This is a genomic window from Streptomyces collinus (assembly GCF_031348265.1).
GTDB classification, from domain to species: Bacteria; Actinomycetota; Actinomycetes; order Streptomycetales; family Streptomycetaceae; genus Streptomyces; species Streptomyces collinus.
In genome coordinates this window covers 5,168,450-5,186,288 of record NZ_CP133771.1, presented here as the reverse complement: position 1 = coordinate 5,186,288, position 17,839 = coordinate 5,168,450, and the positions used below count along the sequence as shown (strand labels likewise).

The 17,839-nt window shown below is 68.4% G+C and carries 18 protein-coding genes; 3 read left to right on the top strand and 15 right to left on the bottom strand.

What is annotated here, in order from left to right; translation table 11 throughout:
• Positions 1 to 280: 280 nt before the first annotated feature.
• The 9 genes from RFN52_RS23630 to RFN52_RS23590 all read right to left on the bottom strand — a co-directional run bounded on the left by RFN52_RS23630 (position 281) and on the right by RFN52_RS23590 (position 6,906).
• Positions 281 to 742, bottom strand: a complete 462-nt coding sequence (locus RFN52_RS23630) for a pilus assembly protein TadG-related protein (protein WP_373308520.1) — start codon at positions 740 to 742, stop codon at positions 281 to 283.
• 17 nt (positions 743 to 759) lie between these two features.
• Complete coding sequence (locus RFN52_RS23625) at positions 760 to 1,188, bottom strand: TadE/TadG family type IV pilus assembly protein (RefSeq protein ID WP_184848825.1); 429 nt, start codon at positions 1,186 to 1,188, stop codon at positions 760 to 762.
• On the bottom strand, positions 1,189 to 1,650 hold the full coding sequence (locus tag RFN52_RS23620) for a TadE family protein (protein ID WP_184848822.1): 462 nt from the start codon (positions 1,648 to 1,650) through the stop codon (positions 1,189 to 1,191).
• A gap of 47 nt (positions 1,651 to 1,697) precedes the next feature.
• Positions 1,698 to 1,949, bottom strand: coding sequence for a hypothetical protein (locus RFN52_RS23615; RefSeq protein ID WP_010041603.1), 252 nt, complete (start codon positions 1,947 to 1,949; stop codon positions 1,698 to 1,700).
• Positions 1,950 to 2,039: 90 nt separating this feature from the next.
• Positions 2,040 to 2,963 carry a type II secretion system F family protein gene (locus RFN52_RS23610; RefSeq protein ID WP_184848820.1) on the bottom strand — a complete coding sequence of 308 codons (924 nt, stop codon included), beginning with the start codon at positions 2,961 to 2,963 and terminating at the stop codon, positions 2,040 to 2,042.
• Positions 2,963 to 3,913, bottom strand: coding sequence for a type II secretion system F family protein (locus RFN52_RS23605; protein WP_184853999.1), 951 nt, complete (start codon positions 3,911 to 3,913; stop codon positions 2,963 to 2,965). Before RFN52_RS23605 ends, RFN52_RS23610 begins: the two co-directional genes overlap by 1 nt.
• Positions 3,914 to 3,959: 46 nt before the next feature.
• Complete coding sequence (locus RFN52_RS23600) at positions 3,960 to 5,267, bottom strand: TadA family conjugal transfer-associated ATPase (protein WP_184848818.1); 1,308 nt, start codon at positions 5,265 to 5,267, stop codon at positions 3,960 to 3,962.
• Positions 5,264 to 6,154 (bottom strand): hypothetical protein, encoded by an 891-nt coding sequence (locus RFN52_RS23595; RefSeq protein WP_062928492.1) that lies wholly within the window; start codon positions 6,152 to 6,154, stop codon positions 5,264 to 5,266. Before RFN52_RS23595 ends, RFN52_RS23600 begins: the two co-directional genes overlap by 4 nt.
• 17 nt (positions 6,155 to 6,171) lie before the next feature.
• On the bottom strand, positions 6,172 to 6,906 hold the full coding sequence (locus RFN52_RS23590; protein WP_184848816.1) for a hypothetical protein: 735 nt from the start codon (positions 6,904 to 6,906) through the stop codon (positions 6,172 to 6,174).
• 589 nt (positions 6,907 to 7,495) lie between these two features.
• Between RFN52_RS23590 and RFN52_RS23585 the strand changes: the two genes are divergently transcribed.
• The gene (locus tag RFN52_RS23585) at positions 7,496 to 8,200 is read left to right on the top strand and encodes a hypothetical protein (RefSeq protein ID WP_184848814.1); all 705 of its coding nucleotides are present in this window, start codon (positions 7,496 to 7,498) and stop codon (positions 8,198 to 8,200) included.
• 12 nt (positions 8,201 to 8,212) lie between these two features.
• Here RFN52_RS23585 and RFN52_RS23580 read toward each other — a convergent pair whose 3' ends face one another.
• The 5 genes from RFN52_RS23580 to RFN52_RS23560 form a co-directional block, all read right to left on the bottom strand.
• Positions 8,213 to 9,430: an LCP family protein gene (locus RFN52_RS23580; RefSeq protein ID WP_184848812.1), complete on the bottom strand. Its 1,218-nt coding sequence runs from the start codon at positions 9,428 to 9,430 to the stop codon at positions 8,213 to 8,215.
• A gap of 34 nt (positions 9,431 to 9,464) precedes the next feature.
• Positions 9,465 to 11,570, bottom strand: coding sequence for a bifunctional polysaccharide deacetylase/glycosyltransferase family 2 protein (locus RFN52_RS23575; RefSeq protein WP_486388992.1), 2,106 nt, complete (start codon positions 11,568 to 11,570; stop codon positions 9,465 to 9,467).
• A 375-nt stretch (positions 11,571 to 11,945) separates the two neighbouring features.
• Positions 11,946 to 12,575, bottom strand: a complete 630-nt coding sequence (locus tag RFN52_RS23570) for a hypothetical protein (RefSeq protein WP_184848808.1) — start codon at positions 12,573 to 12,575, stop codon at positions 11,946 to 11,948.
• 33 nt (positions 12,576 to 12,608) lie between these two features.
• The gene (locus RFN52_RS23565) at positions 12,609 to 14,591 is read right to left on the bottom strand and encodes a DUF6571 family protein (RefSeq protein WP_184848806.1); all 1,983 of its coding nucleotides are present in this window, start codon (positions 14,589 to 14,591) and stop codon (positions 12,609 to 12,611) included.
• A gap of 50 nt (positions 14,592 to 14,641) precedes the next feature.
• Positions 14,642 to 14,974 (bottom strand): hypothetical protein, encoded by a 333-nt coding sequence (locus tag RFN52_RS23560; protein ID WP_184848804.1) that lies wholly within the window; start codon positions 14,972 to 14,974, stop codon positions 14,642 to 14,644.
• A 449-nt stretch (positions 14,975 to 15,423) separates the two neighbouring features.
• Between RFN52_RS23560 and RFN52_RS23555 the strand changes: the two genes are divergently transcribed.
• The gene (locus RFN52_RS23555) at positions 15,424 to 16,095 is read left to right on the top strand and encodes a hypothetical protein (protein WP_184848802.1); all 672 of its coding nucleotides are present in this window, start codon (positions 15,424 to 15,426) and stop codon (positions 16,093 to 16,095) included.
• Positions 16,086 to 17,171 (top strand): hypothetical protein, encoded by a 1,086-nt coding sequence (locus RFN52_RS23550; RefSeq protein ID WP_184848800.1) that lies wholly within the window; start codon positions 16,086 to 16,088, stop codon positions 17,169 to 17,171. The genes RFN52_RS23555 and RFN52_RS23550 overlap by 10 nt, the downstream gene beginning before the upstream one ends.
• Positions 17,172 to 17,260: 89 nt before the next feature.
• On the opposite strand, the gene RFN52_RS23545 is transcribed toward RFN52_RS23550, so the two are convergent.
• Positions 17,261 to 17,761 (bottom strand): hypothetical protein, encoded by a 501-nt coding sequence (locus tag RFN52_RS23545; RefSeq protein WP_229856501.1) that lies wholly within the window; start codon positions 17,759 to 17,761, stop codon positions 17,261 to 17,263.
• Positions 17,762 to 17,839 lie beyond the last annotated feature (78 nt).

Here is a 17,839-nt window from a genome sequence, read left to right as displayed (position 1 = left end):
ATTCGAAGTGCTCGAGCGCGACTGATCAAAGCACGTCGGAAGAAGGGGCGGCCAGCCAGTGCCCAGTCCGCGGATAGGGATGTGAGTGCATTTCTTGCCGCGAATTCATGAGTGTGACCATTCGGTCACCCAGGACCTCGCGGTCTTCACACTTTCTGCCGGTACGCGGTACGGAAATGCGTTCCGCAGGGCGGGAAATGAGCCGGTCTCGGCTTCTGCCCCACTCCGCCACGACCTCACGGTGACCGGTGTGCAGATTCGCCGAATGTTCCGGATCGGCTCAGCCGACCTCGTTCTGCGCCACCGCCTGCCCGTGGACCACGACGTCGCCGCCGTAGAACATCCCCGTGAAGACCGGGGAGTACGTGAGCTGTACCTCGACCTCGACCTGCTCGGCGTTCGCCGCCACGCAGTGGGTCGCGCCGATGTCCGCGCCCGTCATGTCCATCTCGCGGGCGAAGGCCTTCACGCGGGCGTTGCAGTTCTCGAAGTTGATCGGCGCGGGGCCGCCCTCGTTCTCGTAGAGGGCGTCACGGTCGATGTCCTGTGCGGCGTAACGGGCGGCCTGTTCGGCGATGTCGGCGGCACGCTCCCGCTTGGAGATGGACAGGCCGCCGTCGATGACGAACGCGGAGAGGGAGAGGAAGACGAGGGTGAAGATGATGACCGCGCCGGCGCCGGAGCCGCGGTCGTCCAGACGCGCGGCCCGGGCCGTCCACCAGGACGGCCACGAGGACCGAATGTGTCGCACACGGTGTCTCACGCCGACCTCCGGAACGGGTCGAGCGGGGAGCTGAAGCTCGACGACAGGGTCGTCGGGACGTCGAGGCCGAGCATGGCGAGGCCCCGCACCTGGCAGCTCACCTCGACGGTGAAGATGGTGTCCGGCTCGAAGCCCTGGCTGGTCTGCGTGACGGACACCGGGCCCGAGCAGACGTCCGCGAGGTTCGCCTCCGCGGCCTTCCTCGCCTCGGCCATGGCCGTCGCGTGGTCCTTCTGGATCGAGCCCGCGCGGGCCGCGTCCCGGGCCGCGCCGTCGAGCGCCCCGCGGCCGTCCACCAGCTGTCCGAAGGCCACCAGCACCAGGATGAACAGGATCATCACCGGCGCGAGGATCACGACCTCGACGGTGGACAGGCCACTGTCGTCCGCGGACCGGCGGCGCTGGGCGTGAGAAGGGACGGACATTCAGTTCCCCTCGTCCGTGACGAACCGCTCCACCGGCCCCGCCGACCGCGCGTGCACCGTCAGGTCCAGTCCGGGAAACACCGTCGGGACCCTCGCCGCGATCTCCACGCCCACCGTGTTCTGCTCCGGCTGCACCATCGTCACGTCCGGGGACAGGACCAGTTGGGGGCCGAGCTGGCGAATGTAGCTGTCCACCACGTCCCGCGCCTCGCCCCGCCACGCACCCGGCTGTTCGTCCGCCGTGGCGCGGGCCTTGCGGGCTCCGGCCTGGGCCGCCGCCTGGGCGACGTGGTCCGCGAAGAAGTACAGGGCGAACTGCACCGTCGCGAAGATCATGAAGAACAGGACCGGGGTGAGCAGCACGAACTCGATCGCGGTCATGCCTGAGTCGCCGCGGGCGGCCGCACGTTCCCGTGCGGCCCGCACCCAGCGGCGTGCCCGTCTGCCCACATCTGCCGGCATCCCGTGAACCCCGTTGCTCCTGATGCTTCTGACGCTCCCGAGGGCGATCAGCAGGTCTTGCCCGCGTCCGCACCCTTGATGCAGTCGCCGACCTTGTTGGCGCCCTCGCTCAGCGCGGCGTTGATGATGGCGGCCACGACACCGACGATCGCCACGACGACCGCGGAGATGATGACCCACTCGACCGCGGAGGCACCGCGGTCCAGCTCGCCGGAGCGGGCCCGCTCGGTGCGGGCCTGGAGGAAGGTGACCAGGAAGTCCACGGCGGGAATGCCGGTGTGGAAGTTGCGTCCGTTCATGACGTCTTGTCCTTTCGAAATCGGTTCACGGAGTTCTGGAGTTGTGAAGGTCGCTCACCTGCGACGCGCACGCACGGCTCACTGCACGGCTCACTGCACCTGGAACACCCGCATCGCCGCCGGAAAGATCAGGAACACCAGGAACCCGGCGCACAGCAGCAGCTGCGCGACGAGCATCGACTGGGACTTCTCGCCCGCGCTGCCCTCGATCTCGGCGAGTTCGCGGTGCCGCATGGTCTCGGCGCGGGAGGCGAGGGACTCGCGGACCTTGGCACCGTCGTCCGCGACCAGGGCCAGGGAGGCGGAGAGGTCCTTGAGCTCCTCCACGCCGATCTCCTCGCCGAGCGCGCCGAGCGCCTGCCACTGGCTGACTCCGGTGATGCGGGCGTCGGACAGGGCGTTGCGGATGCGCTGGTTGGCCCAGCCGTCGGACACCTCGGCAGCCGCCATCAGGGCCTCGGGCAGACCGCGTCCGCCGGCGAGGCTCATCGACACCAGGTCGAGGTAGGCGCCGATCACACGCCGCAGGTCGCGCCGCTTGTCGGCCGCGTCCCGCCGAACTTCCAGGTCGGGGAGGAAGAAGAAGACGACCGCGAAGAGCAGGGCCAGCCAGACCGGGATGATCGGGCTCCGGCCGAAGCCCAGCGTGTAGACGATGGCGAACAGGAACGGGCCGAAGAACAGGCCGGCCACGCCCAGCAGCACCTTCGTCGCCAGGAACTTCTCCCAGCTGCGGTCCAGCACCGCGAGGTCGGCGCGCAGCGAGCGCTGTTCCCAGCCCTGCTGGAGGTAGAACTCCGAGACGCGCAGACCCACTTCGGCCCGCACTGCGCCCAGGCGGCCCTTCTCCTGCTCGACGCGGGCCGACTCGTAGGCCGAGCCGCGGGCGCGCATCGCGTCGATCCGCGCGACCTGGGAGATCGCGCTGCGCTTGCTGGGCATGAGGGCGCGCACGAGGGCGTAGATGCCCAGGCCCATGACGGCGCCGACGACGAGCGGCATCGTGAGATCCATCAGCGTGCCCCCTCTTCCTGCGGCAGCCGCTGCTGGGACTGCGCCCCCGACGGCGTCCTCGGTCGGACGAACTGGACGGAGGCCTCGTCGCGGACCAGGAAGCGCTCGGGCGTCTCGATGGTGGACAGCTTGCGCAGCCACCAGAAGCCGAGCGCGAACAGGCCGCAGACGCAGGCCAGGACGAGCTGGCCGACTGCCGTTCCGTACGGCTCCACGAAGTCGCGGTTGAAGATCGACAGGCCGAGGACGAAGGCGATGGAGACCGCGACGACGATCTGCACCGACCTGCGGGTCGAGGCGCGCTGGGCCATGACCCGCTGGCGCATGTCGACCTCCTCGCGGGCCGACTTGGCCAGGGCGCCGAGTACTTGGCGCAGACCCGGGCCGCGCAGCCGCGCGTTGAGGATGAGGGCCGCGACGATGATGTCGGCGGAGGCGTCGTCGATCTCGTCGGCGAGCTGCTGGAGCGCCTCGGGCAGCGGGGTACGGGCGCGCAGCCGGTCGACGAGGGCGTCGAGGTGGGGCCGCAGGACGGGGGCCGCGGCGCGGGCGGAGGCCGGGATGGCCTGCTCCAGGCCCACGGCGCCGGCGATGGTGTCGCGCAGGGACTCCGTCCAGGAGGCGAGGGCCTCCACGCGGCGCATGGCGGCCCGTTCCTCACCGGCGCCGCCGAACAGGCGGTCCCAGAAGAAGACGAGGACACCGGCCGCGATGCCCGCGACGGCCCAGCGGGTGAGGACCAGGACGACCAGGCCGACGATGGCGGCGAGCGAACCGCGCTGCCCGGCGAAGCGGATCAGTTCGCTCGCCCGCTCGGCGGCCTTCTGCTTCTCGTGGTCGGGCTTGGCGGGCAGCCCGCGGACGGCGATGAGGAGGAGGGCGAGGCCGCCGCCGACGGCGACGCCGCTCCCTATCGAGTACAGGACGGTGGTGGAGAACAGGCCGCCCATGGAGCCGAGCGAGCCGATTGCCGCGAGGTTCGTGGTCATCCCCGGCTCACCCCCAGGTCCCGGACGGCTGGTAGCCGTGTGCCATCAGTTCCTCCAGGCAGGCTATGGGCGCGTGCGGCACGATCCGGCCGTCGGGGGCCTCCGCGAACACCTCGCTGGACAGCACCCGTCCGTCGACGCCGTTGACCTCGCGGACGGAGGTGACCATGCGCTGGAGGCGGCCGCCGTTGCCGAAGTTGTTGCGCCGCTGGATGAAGACGACGAAGTTGACCGCGCCCGCGATCAGCATCTGGCTGGCCTCGATGGGCAGCCGCTCGGTCGCCTGCAGCGCGTAGGTGGAAATACGGTTGAAGACCTCGTGCGAGCTGTTGGCGTGGATCGTGGACAGCGAGCCGTCGTTGCCCTGCGACATCGCGTTGAGCATGGTGACGATCTCGTCGCCGAGGACCTCACCGACGATGACGCGGGAGGGGTTCATACGCAGCGAGCGCCGCACCAGCTCCGCCATCGAAATGGTGCCCTGGCCCTCGGAGTTGGGCAGGCGCTCCTCGAATGCGACGACGTTGGGGTGCAGGTCGGGGAAGGTGTCGAGGCCGAGTTCCAGGGCCCGTTCGACGGTGATGAGGCGCTCGTGCGGCGGGATCTCGTTGGCGAGGGCGCGCAGGAGCGTGGTCTTGCCGGCGTTGGTGGCGCCGGCGATCATGATGTTCTTGCGGGCGCGGACCGCGCAGGCCATGAAGTGGGCGACCTCCGGCGACAGGGTGCCGTTGCCGACGAGGTCGGAGATGAACACCTTGCCCATGCGCGCCCGGCGGATGGACAGGGCGGGGCGCCGGGTGACGTCCATGACGGCCGACAGTCGCGAACCGTCGGGCAGCCGCAGGTCGAGCTGCGGGTTGGCCGAGTCGAAGGGCCGGGAGGACAGACCCGAGTACGCGCCGAGCACCTGGATGAGCTCGATGAGCTCCTCGTCGGTCTCGGCGACGGGGTCGCCCTGCACCTCACGGCCGTCGGCGTACCCGATGAACACCTGGTCGCAGCCGTTGATGTCGATGTTCTCGACGTCCGGGTTGTCCAGCAGCGGCTGGAGCCGGCCGACGCCGAACAGCGCGGCGTGCACGGCGGCCGCGTACTGCTCCTCGGTCTCGGCGTCCAGCGGCGTACGGCCCGCGTTGATCTCGGCGCGGGCGTACTCCTCCAGGATCTGGGCTATGACGGCCCGGGCGTACTGCCGTTCGTCCTCCGTGGACATCGGAGTGACGCCCGCGGCCTGGTCCTGCCGGCGCTGCTCGGCGATGCGGTCGCCGGCGTCCTGGCGGAACCGCTTGACCAACTGGTGGTCGACAGCGGTCATGCGCCGGCCCCCGCGTGGCCCTGCATCTGGCCCGGGGCGTGCGGGGCGTGGTGGGCCTGCGGTGCCTGGTTGGCCTGGGCGGAGGCGGCCCAGGCGGCGCCGTACTGCTGGTAGAGGTCGGCGGCGACCTTGCGGGCTGAGCGGATCAGCAGCGACTTGTCGAGGCGGCCGCGCTTGCGGCCGGCCAGCTGATCGGCGCCGGCCGGGTCGTCGGCGATGGTGCCGACCACGCGGGCGCCGGTCTGGGCGTGCACGAGCATGTCGTTGACCTGCGAGGCCAGCTTGCCGGCGGTGCCGGTGTCGGCGATCAGGACGACGCCGATCATCGGGGTGCCGAGGCTCGCGGCGCCACGCGATCCGCCGTGCAGCTTGCCGGCGAGGGCGGCGGCCCGGTCACGGACGCGGGCGAGAGCCTCCGGCTCGGTGCGCGAGATGAGCAGCACGAGCGCGGCGTGCGGGAACAGCTCGACGGCCGGGGTGTCCCCGCTGATGCGTCCGCAGTCGGCGATGACGTCGGCGGCTGCGTGCGGGGAGTCGGCGAGGGAGTTGAAGGCGTGCCCGAGGGTCGGCCACAACCCCGCGAGTCCGGCGGCCTGTTCGGCGATGCCGAGTCCGACGAGTACCTCAAGACCGCCGCTCAGCGGCTGAACGTGGTCCCAGAGCTGGTCGGGCACGAGGCCGCGGCGCGCGGTGGCGGCGATGGAGAGCATGCCGGTGTTGGGGTTGAGCGGGCCGCCGTGCGCGGCGGCACTGCGGTAGACGAGGTCACCGCCCGCCGGGTCCGCCTCGGCGAGCAGGACACGCCGCGGCCAGACCGCCGCGAGGGCGACGGCCGCGGTGGTGACGCCGGGGGAACCCTTGTCGGCGGCGAGAGCGATGAGCGCCATGGGTCGGGTGCCGCCTTCTAGTTGCCGGAGTTACCGGGGACCTGGACGAGAGCGACCTCGCCGTTGGAGGCGGCCTGGGCCAGATCGGCGGCCTTGTCGCTGTCGACGGTCAGGGTGACCGCCAGGTTGGTGCTGCTGACGAGTTCGTCTCCGCTGTCCTTCGCGCCCGGGACGTAGGTGACACGGGCGTTGTCGACGATGACGGAGCTGCTGGACGCCGACGACGAGGAGTTGCTGTTGCTGTTGGTCGAGCCGGAGGCGGAGCTGACGCGGTAGGCCGCGACGGTGTCGCCCTGCTTGATGCCGGTCGGGTACTGGCCGGCCTTGAGGGACAGGCCCACGGTTGCCTTGCCGGCGGCGACACCCGCCTCGTCGCCGAACATCTCGCCGACCGCGACGACTCCGGCGGGGATGGCGTTGACGGCCTTGAGCTTCTCCAGCTGCTTCAGCTGGCTCCACTCGACGTAGTGGATGCTGTCGTCCTTGGCGACCATGACGGAGGTCGTGTTCGACGTGTTGACCGAGCCGCCCGCGGGGATGGCCTGCGTGACCTTGACGACCTCGATCCGGTCACCGGCCTGGAGCACGAGCATGGTCGCCCCCAGCGCACCCACCAGGATCAGCAGCACCGCGAGCGCGGCCAGTGCCGGTTTGCGCTCGCGAGGCGGGGTGGGAAGCCGGTCGCCGACCGACGGCTGAGCCGGAACGGCAGAACGACCTGCGCCCGCCCCCGTACGCTCTTGGATCTTCACGCAACCGCTCCCCGTACACCCAAGAAGATGTCTGTCATGTGCCTTCAAATTCGGACACTTCACCCGCGTCGACCCGCACGGAGAAGTGCGGGACGGGCCGGACGTACCCGCCCGACCTGGGCGAATAGCCAGCACTGGGGGTGAGTGTCAAGCCATCGCACCGTATCAGCCGCACATAAGCCCCTCAAGGCGCGTCCGGCCCCAGGGGCCGCAGGGTACGGCCTGTTATCCATCTGCAACGTCCCACCCGCCCAACCCGGCCGGGACCAGCCCCACATGACGCCGGCACCTGTGCGCGAGCGAATCGCCACGGACCCCAACGGCCCCTGCAGAGCGGCCGGTTCGTCACTTGTCGGCCATCAGGCCTGCACGATTCGCTCACGAAGCGGGGGTGGGCATCGCGCGGATGCCCTGGCGGGAGTGACGTCGACGCCCGCAGGTGTCACTCCTGCAGGGCATCGAGGTCCAGGCGTCCTGGCCGGAGATCCGCCGGAAGACGCGCCCGGGCAGAGACCGCAGGCGTCCGCTGAGGCGCCTCCCGAGCCGCCATGCCATGATCTTCGCCCCATCAGCGACCTAGGAGCCCCCATTGAAGCGCGCCGCCCTGGCCGTCGTCTCCGTCCTGGCCCTGACCTCCGCACTGACCGCCTGCTCGGGCGGCGAGGACAAGCCCTCCGCTGCGCCGACGACGCCGAAGGCCAAGCAGATCACTCCGGCCCAGCGGCTGGCGAAGGCCATCGTGACGGAGGACGACCTGCCCGGATACAACGTGTCCGAGCTGGAAGCCGAGTACGCCTTCGCCAAGTCCTCCGATGAGCTCACGGTCGACAGGCCCGGCTGCGCCCCGCTGGCCCTTGCGATGAATCAACTCCCGCTCGGTGAGCCGCGAGCCGACCTGACGCGCAGCGCAGGGGCGGGCTACGGCAAGGAGAGCACCTACATCACTCTCGCCTCGTACGAGCCGGCGGCCGAGGCCGAGTCGTTGCTGGCCGGGCTTGCGAAGGCCGTACCGGAGTGCCGCGACGGGTTCACCGCGAAGGCGGGCAAGAACACCACCGACTACGAGTCGGTCACCGCCGAGAAGGGCACGACGAGCGGTTCCGTCGCCTTCCGCTCCACGATGACGTTCCGGGGTGTCTCCCACACCCTGCGCACCGAAGCCGTCCGCGACGGCGACGTGCTCGCCGTCTACTTCTCGGTGAACGGCTTCGCCATCGCCGACAGCACACGGCCCAGCGACGCCAAGATGCCCGCGAACGTGGTGAAGGCGCAGAACTCCAAGCTCGCGAAGTGATCGGCCCGTCGATCAGCCGGGCGACCGGTCCTCGCGCAGGGCGTCGAACAGGGCGCGGGCCCGCCGCTCGTCCCACTTCACCGCGCTGCCCTTGGGGGTGCGCAGGTCAGGGTCGGCCACGGGCACGTTGAGCCGCCGGCCTCCGCCGCCCGTGGCCTTCCGCAGGGCCTCGAACAGCCCCATGAGATCCGGCAGTTCGGTGCCCTCGTCGACGATGAGCGTGTCGAGTCCCGCGTCCAGCGTCGGGAACGATTTCGACGGGTCGGCGAGGGTGGACGGGGTGGCGGCCTTCCGGGCGAGGGCGGCGAGGAATCTCTGCTGGTTGCGGGTGCGGCCCAGATCGCCCCGGGCCTCCTGCTTGCGCTGCCGTACGAAGGCCAGCGCCTCGGCGCCGTCGAGGGTCTGGCAGCCCGCGGGCAGGTTCGCTCCGGAGTCCTTGTCCCGCACGGGCCGGCCCAGGCACAGGTCGACGCCGCCGACGGCGTCCACCACACCCACGAACCCGGCGAAGCCGATCTCCGCGTAGTGGTCGACGCGCACCCCGGTGTTGCGTTCCACGGTCCGCACCAGCAGGTCGGGGCCGCCCAGCGAGAACGCCGCGTTCAGCTTGTCCGGCGCGGCCCGGTAGCTGCGGCCGGTGCCGGGGTCGACGTACGACGGGAGGGTCACCCAGGAGTCGCGCGGCAGGCTCACCATGGTCGTGCCGTTCGCGCCGGTGTGCAGCAGGATCACCGAGTCGGTGCGGCGGCCCTCGGCGGAGCCGGTGTTGAGGTCCTTCCGGTCCTGCTCCGACAGTCCCTCGCGGCTGTCGGAGCCGACGACCAGGTAGGTGGTGCCCTCGCCGGCCGGCACCCGGGCGCCCAGCGCGCCGAGGTCGACCTCCTGGTTGAGCCGGGTGTCGGCCCAGACGTACGTACCGGCGCCGCCGAGCACCAGCACGGACGCCAGGACGGCGGCCGTACGCAGGTACCTCCGTCCCCTGCCCGCCCGGCGCCGCGGGTTCCTGCTGCCGCGCCCGCCGCGCGGGCCCGGGCCGCTGTCGTAACGGCCGGGGGCGGCGGGCGAGGGCATGCCGGGCAGCGGGGCGGTGCGGGTGGAGGGCGGAGGTGCTCTACGGGGCGGGGGCAGGGGTGCTTCTCGGGTCGGCGGCGCTAGGAAGGGCGCGGCCGGTTCAGGCTGCGGGCTCCACTCCGGCGGGGGTTGTCCCGGACGGTCGGTCCAGTCGCTCATCGACGCCTCGAAGGTGCTGTGGGGGGCTCTCGGGTCAGCGCATCGGCACACTCCTATACGGAACGGGCCCGCCGATCTGTTCAGCGGCCGTCCCGGACCGCTTCATCCGCTGCCACCGCAGCCGGCTGCCGACCAGCAGCGCCACCAGCGACTGGATGACGACGAGATACATCAACTGCCGGTAGACGACGATCTGGAACGGCATCGACCACAGCGCCCGCACCGGCTCGCCGTCGAGTCTCAGCGCGTAGCCGGAGCAGACGATCTGCACGCCCAGGAACGCGAACCAGACCGCGGCGGACTCCCACGGGTCGCGGAACAGCACGCCGTACAGGGCGTAGACGTCGATGACGGGCGCGAGCAGCGGCAACGCGACCTGGAACAGCGCGAGATACGTCAGCCCGCGCCGCCCGAACCGCCCGGCCGGGCCCCTGCCGAGGAGGGCCCCCCGGTGCTTCCACATCGCCTGCAGCGTGCCGTAGCACCACCGGTACCGCTGCCGCCACAACTGCCGCAGGCTGGTGGGCACTTCGGTCCAGGCCACGGCGGACTCCTCGTACAGCACGCGCCAGCCGGACCGCCACAGGGCCATCGTCAGGTCGGTGTCCTCGGCGAGGGTGTCCTCACTGACCCCGCCCACCCCGATCACGGCGTCCCGCCGGAACGCGCCGATGGCACCGGGCACGGTCGGCATGCACTCCAGCACCTCGAACATGCGCCGGTCGAGGTTGAAACCGAAGACGTACTCCAGGTGCTGCCAACGGGCTAGCAGACTCCGCCGGTTGCCGACCTTGGTGTTGCCGCTGACGGCACCCACGGCCGGGTGCGCGAGCGGCTGCACGATCCGCTCGACGGCGTCGGGCTCGAAGACGGTGTCCGCGTCGACCATCACGACGATGTCGTAACGGGCGTGCGCGAGCCCTCGGTTGAGCGCGGCCGCCTTGCCGGCATTGACCTGCCGTACGACCTCCACCCGCGCATCGCCCATGTTCTCGGCGATGTCGGCGGTCCGGTCGGTGGACCCGTCGTCGATGACGATGACCTGGAGCTGCCGGTGGGTGGAGTCGAGCAGCGACCGCAGGGTCGACCCGATCCCGGCCTCCTCGTTGTACGCCGGCACCAGCACGGTCACCGGCCCCGATGTCTCCCGCATCCAGGGCGCTCCGGTCCGGAACCGCTCCAGCCGCCGGACATGGGCCCGGGCGAAGAGGGCGAGCAGCAGCAGCCGCAGCACGCCGAGGCCGCCGGCGACGCCGAGGATCCAGATCATGGCGGTGGAGAAGACCTGCCCGAGGCCGGTGATCCCGATCAGCCCCCGCCCGAGCCACCGCTCGACGAGGGACGGGGAGGCGTAGGGCACGAGCCCGAGCCCGTCGGAGACGGTGGTGAACCGTTCCACGGCCCGGTTCCTCAGCAGCCTGCGCGCCTCCTGGTACGCGCTCTCCGTCTGGCTGAGCTGGCGGACGATGCCCTGCGCGGGCCTGCGCGACCCCTTGTCGGCGGCGACGAGCACGTATCCGTACCCGGCGGCCCGCCGCGCTGCCTGCCACTCGCGTCCGCACAGGGTGTCGGGCGAGGTGGTCCGAGGCATCCGCAGCAGCTGGGTGCGCTCTCCGGTGGCCCCGGCGAGGGCGCTCTGGGTCAGCTCCAGCTCGGCCCGGAAACGGGGCACGGAGGATTCTCCCAGCACGGCCCCGGTGTAGGTGTTGGACCCGATCTCATGCCCCTCGGCCCGGATCCGCCGCACCAACTCCGGGTGCCGGGCGGCCTGGGCCCCGTGCACGAAGAAGGTCGCCCGCGCGTTGTTCCTGCGCAGCAGGTCGAGGAGCCGGGGTGTCCAGACGGGGTCGGGGCCCCCGTCGAAGGTGAGCGCGACGGTCCGGGCGGGCATCGCTCCGGTCCGGATCCCGTCCCGGTTGATCCCGATCACGGGCCCGCCGCGGGCGACGGCATCGGGCACGGGCGCGGTACAGGGCGACCGCGTCTTCGCGGCATCGACCTCGTGCTGGGTCCAGCCCTGGAAGATCAGCAGGGCGAAGACGAGGGGGAGGGTGAGGGCGAGGAGGAGCCAGTGGGCCCGGGGGTCGCGGGACTGTTTGTGACGCGCTCGGGCCCGGCCCTTGGACGCGGCGGGGCTCAGGGGGCGTCACCGCCTCCGGGCTCCGGCCATCGTCCGACTCCCGCGCCCTCCGCGGGGCGTCTTCTCCACGCGTTGCCGTAGAACGGGCTGGATGCCACGGGCGTCGTACTCGCGGTGATGCTGCGGGAGTTACGCATGGGGCGCGAGTGTAGTTTCGGAGGTCTGGGTGTGGGGCCGGAACTGCGAGCTTGCACATCAGAAGAAGCGGATGACCCCGGGGAGGGGCTCCGGTCGAGGAGGCAGAGAAAGAGCGACGCGAACCCCGTCGGACGGCTCAGGACGCGGTCCACCAAGTGCGCTTGGCCACGCAGAGGGACGCGCGGGGGTGCCCAGTCCGCGAAGGGCGCCGGGCCTCAATTTCTGAGGGGTCGGCCCTCAATCCGGAAGTCTGGACGGGAGATCGCACTCCGCTTCCTTGTAGGCATTACGACCGAAGGCCGTGGCCAGATCGACAAGCTTCTGTCGATTTTCACTGTCCGACCCAGGCAGTTCTTCCGTTGCATGGGCGAACACGGTCAGGTTGTGCGGCTGCTTGGTCTTCGCCTCGCTGGAATAGCAGGGGACATAAATCGCCGCCAGATCCGACGTCGAAACACCTTTGACCCCTGCGTCGAAATAGGTGACCTTCCCGGAGGTGGGCGGCAGATTGTGGTCGGCCCACTGACGCCAAGGCATGGCAACACCCATCTCAGCGTGCAAGTTGAGAAGACGCTGGTTATTGTCACCCATCACGGAGCAGGTGTTGATGTAGGACTCGTCCGGGTCAGGTGTCGACGTCGTGACAAAGTCGTAATCGGCAGCTCGCGGCAGCAGGGAACCGAAAATTCTGGCAGCAGCTTTTCGGTCAGGCAAGCTTCGACACACATCATCGGCCTTGATATCTCCCCGCTCCTCGGAGAAAACCCCGAGGAGATAGGCCAATAGGGTAGAGAGAACGGCAGCCAGGGCAATGCCGCCGTACAAGAGGGTTCGCCGGATAGATCTACGGCCACTCGCTTCCGTCAAGGTCGTTCCCCTAATCGCTGTCAACTGAATGGTTCACGAGGCCGCTTCACTGTCGGATACCAGGCCGCCAGCATCACGGAACCCTTGGCCCGCCTTGTCGCCGGCCTTCGATTCGGCCTCTTCGGAGCCGGTGGCGGCCTTGGCCGACTCCTGTGTGGTCAGGATCGCCGAGCTTTCGACGTCATCCATCTCCTTCACGTTCTTGTAGACCTCCTTCCGCAGTCCCTCGCCGTCATCACCGAAGCCGTCCAGGAGGCCATTGAAGACCTGACCCGCTGCCGTTCCGGCCAGCCCGCCGACTACAACGCCACCGGGGCCGGTGAACGGGGCCATCGCGATGGCTGTCGCGCTGCCCACAAGGGAGCCACCCCATGTGCTCGCCTGCCCCTTCCAGGCCTCGTCCCGCGCGGACGCATCGGTGTCGTCTTTGTTCGCTTGAAAATGCTGCCCCTGAGCGATGACGCCCTGGAAGAGGCCAGTTTGGTAGGCGAGTTTATCGATGGTGTCCGGGGTGCTCAGCGGATAGGCATCGGGATGCTTCGCTTGCGCTTCCATCAGTGCAGCCGCGTAGACATGTTGGGAAACGTTGAGCCTGTCATAGCCTTCTTGATTTCGGGACACGGCGTGAATGAACCGCACAGCATCGTATTTGTCGATCTGGGCGGCAGATCCCGAGGTCGGAAAGAGTTTATCTCCGTTGGCCTGGTCATAGTTCAATGCTCGGTGAAGATCGGGCATATATTCAGCCGAGATGTTGGCGAAGCTGTCCGACATGTACCCGTGTTCCCGAAGTCGGTCCTGGTCCTCGGACACCGACTTCACAAGCGCACTGAACAGACCCGCCTGCTCCTTCGAGTGCTTCACATCCTCGGCCGTAGCGGCTTCACCGGGCCGATGCCCGGTGGTTGCCGCTTCCAGCGCGTGCCCCATCGAATTCCGACCGGTCACGCTCTCCTTGCCTTCCATGCTGTCGTCCGGCCACTTGCGCTCTTCGAAGAGGTACTTGAAGTTGGTCTCGGCCTTACCGTCGTCGCCCTTCTGCTTGGCGGTAAAGAACTTGGTCGCCGCTCCAGGGCTGTTGGCAAGTGCTTTCATGTAACCGGTGAGAGGATCGTTACCCTCATCGTTGCCTAGGTGGTTGACCGTGCTCGTGGTACCCCAGCCGGATCCGTAGAGTCCATCGGCACCCTCCATGACCCGCTTGTCTTCCTTCACGAGCGCGGTTCCATAGTCCTCGAGGAACTTGTCGTCATAGTCGCCGTAGCGCATGAGGTTGCTCATCACGATGAAACCCTCAGGACCGCCGGAGCCCCCGTGCGGGGACGGACCCGGATCAGAGATCGGATCGTCACCGATCTCGACCATGTCCTTCTTCCACTTCCTCATCTCCGGCGAGTCGGAGTTGGTGGCTGCGGCCACGGTGAGACTCAGGTTCTTCTGCATCTCGTCGAGCTCATCGGCCCGCTCGAAGTCCGACGTTTCGCCGTACCCGGAAGGCCTGTCGAGGTTGCTCATCTTTTCCCAGAGCTGCAGCGTCTTCCTCGCTCCGAGAGCTCCGACGACCTTTTCGGCAAAGGGATATTCGTCGTAGTTCTCGGCGAAGAGGGCGTCCAACTCGTCGAACTCCTCAGGACTGAGGTCCACGGGGTCCTTCTTCGCCAGCTCCGCAGCACGTTTGGCAGCCTTGGTCGCCGCTGTATTGGCAGCCCTGCTCACCTGCGCCTCGTTGATCTGGACCATGCCCGCGAAACCGGGGTACGGGTCATTGTCCATGTTGAGGGCCAAGTGGTAACGCCGTTTGAGCATGGGGAGTTCACCTTGGGCCCAGGACGCCACCTTCAAGATGTCGGCAAGTTCCTGGACGCCCACGCCCCAGTAGGCGAGCTGTGCCTTGTAGTAAGAGGCCCGGTCCCGCAGGGTCCCCTGGTCACGTCGTACGGAGTCGATCGTGCCCTTGAGCTTCTCCGGGTCGATCCCTGAGAAGACGCCGCTGCTCCCCCCGTCGTCCGGGCGCATACCGTTCCCCGTTTCGCTCTCATCGGATCCAGTGCTGTCCTCGAACCGCTTCAGTACATGTGTCTGCTGCGGTTCATCGAGTTGGCTTCCTCTTGGGTGACCTTCTCCGGCATGCGGTCGATTTCGCGCTGAATGTCCTCAAGCACCTTGTCAATGCGCGTTCGTACCGTCTTGCGGTGGCCGGCCACGTCGTCGTGCCACTTGTCGGCGTTCTTGCCGACCCATGACCTCACCGAGTCCCGGCCGCCCTTTCCGATGTCCGCAGCCGCCTTCTTCAAGGAGCTCACGAGGTCGCCCCGCTCCTTCTCAAGCTCTCGTTTGAGCTTCTGCAGCCGCACGCGGTCCGGGTTGTCCACCTTTGGGTTGTCGCCGTCGGCTCCCATGCTTCCCCCTCATCCGAGCGCACCCTACACAGCGGACGTTTCGTTTCGGCTTCGCCGGCGCGGATGAGCAAACGCGCTCAGGACACCCGCATACGGTACGGCGCGCCCTCTTCGCTCCGCGCCCGGACCACCACTGAGAGGCAGCACGCAGCTTCGCACCTCGCCGGTCGGGCGACTCTCGTCATAGGGCTGCGTGTGGTTCGTGGCGGTTCTGAGGAGACCCACACCAGGCAATCGAAAGCTCTCACCATGGGCGCCGATGCCTGGACACGGCGGCATCCAGCGCCGCCACCCGCCAGGGCGCTCTCCGGACACGACTCACCCCCTACGAAAGCCCCATATACCCGAGATTGCCGCTGCTCTTGGGCAAGTTCACGCTGGTGAAACCGGAAACCTCACCGGTACCGTCAGGGCACCAACTGAACTTCTGTCTCTCACGGGGAGTCACTGTGAAGCGCCGCTCATTGCCCGTTGCTGCCGCATTGACAGCGACGGCAGCACTGCTGTTGACGGCCTGCGGTAGCGGGGACGACAAGTCCGGCGACAGCGACAAGATCGCCGGTGCGGGCCAGGGGGCGGAGACGCCGAAGGAGTCGGCATCCGCCTCGGGAGCACCGGCAGGGGACAAGCCGGACGGTGTCGACTTGTCCCTGCCCAGCGACATGGACCTGGTTTTCGACTGGGACAAGCCGAAGGACAAGAACGAGGCGGCTGCGATGCAGGACGCCGCGAACTACCTCCGCGCTATCTATCGGGGCGTCGACAAGCGAACGACCAAGGATGCGGCGGTGACGGCTTACTCCACTGGTGATGGGCTGCACTACGCGCAGGTACAGATCAACGAGTGGATCAAGGGCGGATGGACCGCCACCGGAACACTGCGTCACTACGATGCCACCACGCGTTCCGCCCCCAATGGCAAGTCCGTTGAGGTCGCCTTCTGTGCGGACGCAGGCAAGTTTTACGGCAAGGAAATCAAGACCAAGAAGGTCCTCACCACCAAGCCCAGCATTGAGGACTTCGATTACTTCAAGATCGTCATGGTCAAGTTCCCCACGGGGACGGACCTGTGGCAGGCGTCCAAGGTCTTCGTCGAGACGAAGGCGGAGAAATGTCAGTGATCGGGTCACGACGCATACTCCTCGGAACCGCAGCGCTGACTCTAGCCCTGAGCGCCCTTGTCCTCACGGAATCCGCATACGCGGCGAAGCCGGTGGGTTCCGGCAAGGGGGCCAACACTGAGCAGGAAGGCGGAGGTGGCAAGTCAGGCATCTACGCCGCCGCCCGCATCCAGTACTCCGGATCCGTGGCCAAGGACGGCGGCACGGGCAACCTGACGTCCACGGACGTCAACTGGACGCCTCCGCCCTGCTGGTACGCGCCGTACCTCGGCGCCAAGGACTTCAAGAAGGAAATGTCGAAGCACATCGACAGCCAGCTGAAGGCACCCGGTATGGGCGGGACGGCGGGGTCGGCCATCGGCGAGACGCAGCGCCACTACGAGGACGGGTACGGCTGGTCCGGGAGTCCCGGCTACAAGGACTACAACGTCGAGAACGACGGCAAGGGCATGTTCTGGGCCGGCGTCGAGAACCCCGACGAGCCGGACTATCTCAAGCGGACCTCGTGCACCGATCTCCCCTTCTGGGTGGAGAACGGCGATGCTCCGCCGCCCCAGTACGAGGAGGCCATCTCACCGGAGATACTCGCCGCTCTCGCCTACCAGCACATGCAGCTGCCCGACACCAAGGTCACCCTCGCCCCCGAGGCCAACACCAAGGTGAACCTGCCGACCTGGGCCTGGCTCGACAAAGCCGTCTTCGACGAGGTCCAGGCGACGGCGGCCCTCAACGTCCCCGGCTTCAACATCCAGGCCACCACCACCGCCAGGCCGGTGTCCCTCAAACTGGAGCCGGGCACCGAGGACGCCGTGACCTATCCGGCCTCGGGCGAGTGCGTCATCAACACCGACAAGTCCATCGGCGAGCCTTACGCCAAGGGCAAGGCCGACGAGACACCGCCGTGCGGGATCAAGTACCTCCGCTCCTCCGGCGACGGCACGTACAAGCTCCAGGCGACCATCACGTGGGAGATCGACTGGACCGGCACCGGCGGTGCGGGCGGAGACCTCCCGAACGGCACGTTCGGCAACGAACAGGCGGTCACGGTCCAGGAGATCCAGGCCGTCAACCGGTAACCCGAACGGTCACCCCGGCGGGACCAGACCGGTCGCACGGCGGACGCACTCTCCGTCGTGCGACAGGTATGCCCCCGGACAGGATGCGCTCACCCTGGGTGCGGCGAGGACGCGAACTCGTCTGTCCTTGGGAGCAGATCGGTGATCATCTGCCAGACTTCCTTGGCATCGACCCGGACCAGCTTGAGCCGAGCGGTGTCATCCACTTGGCCGGGCAGAACCGGCTCAGCGGGCAGCTCACGATGCCAATAGCCGAGAGGTCTGCAATCCCACGCCGCGAAACCGCGCACCTGCATGGCAGGCGTTCCCTCATCGCGCCCCTGCCATGCAGCGGTCATCCGCCAACTGCAACGCATTCCGGCGGTCAACTTGGCGAGGGTGCTGAGCTGTGATTTCCGGGTAAGCCCGGCACTCTTCAGCGCCTCGCCTATCCGGTCGATGCCCTCCTCGGCCGTCAGCCCCCGAAGGCTGTCCAGGGTGGCAAGCCCCGCGTCGAGCACGGCCATCGTCGCGTCGACCTCGGGCGTGGCAACCTCTTCGGTCTCCTCCCCCTGAACGTTGACCATCCGCGTCAGCGCCCAGACGAGCATGTTCGGGTGCTTACCAGCGGAGTCAGCGCGAAGTCGAGGTTTCCGTACTGGTCGGTGAGGCCGGCCTCGCACAGTTCG

Bases quoted from the DNA above. Each gene is read 5' to 3' on its own strand.
- RFN52_RS23625 (WP_184848825.1), bottom strand. From the start codon at position 1,188: ATGTCCGTCCCTTCTCACGCCCAGCGCCGCCGGTCCGCGGACGACAGT.
- RFN52_RS23620 (WP_184848822.1), bottom strand. From the start codon at position 1,650: ATGCCGGCAGATGTGGGCAGACGGGCACGCCGCTGGGTGCGGGCCGCA.
- RFN52_RS23615 (WP_010041603.1), bottom strand. From the start codon at position 1,949: ATGAACGGACGCAACTTCCACACCGGCATTCCCGCCGTGGACTTCCTG.
- RFN52_RS23610 (WP_184848820.1), bottom strand. From the start codon at position 2,963: ATGGATCTCACGATGCCGCTCGTCGTCGGCGCCGTCATGGGCCTGGGC.
- RFN52_RS23605 (WP_184853999.1), bottom strand. From the start codon at position 3,913: ATGGGCGGCCTGTTCTCCACCACCGTCCTGTACTCGATAGGGAGCGGC.
- RFN52_RS23600 (WP_184848818.1), bottom strand. From the start codon at position 5,267: ATGACCGCTGTCGACCACCAGTTGGTCAAGCGGTTCCGCCAGGACGCC.
- RFN52_RS23595 (WP_062928492.1), bottom strand. From the start codon at position 6,154: ATGGCGCTCATCGCTCTCGCCGCCGACAAGGGTTCCCCCGGCGTCACC.
- RFN52_RS23580 (WP_184848812.1), bottom strand. From the start codon at position 9,430: ATGAGCGACTGGACCGACCGTCCGGGACAACCCCCGCCGGAGTGGAGC.
- RFN52_RS23565 (WP_184848806.1), bottom strand. From the start codon at position 14,591: ATGCGCCCGGACGACGGGGGGAGCAGCGGCGTCTTCTCAGGGATCGAC.
- RFN52_RS23560 (WP_184848804.1), bottom strand. From the start codon at position 14,974: ATGGGAGCCGACGGCGACAACCCAAAGGTGGACAACCCGGACCGCGTG.
- RFN52_RS23550 (WP_184848800.1), top strand. From the start codon at position 16,086: ATGTCAGTGATCGGGTCACGACGCATACTCCTCGGAACCGCAGCGCTG.
- RFN52_RS23545 (WP_229856501.1), bottom strand. From the start codon at position 17,761: ATGCTCGTCTGGGCGCTGACGCGGATGGTCAACGTTCAGGGGGAGGAG.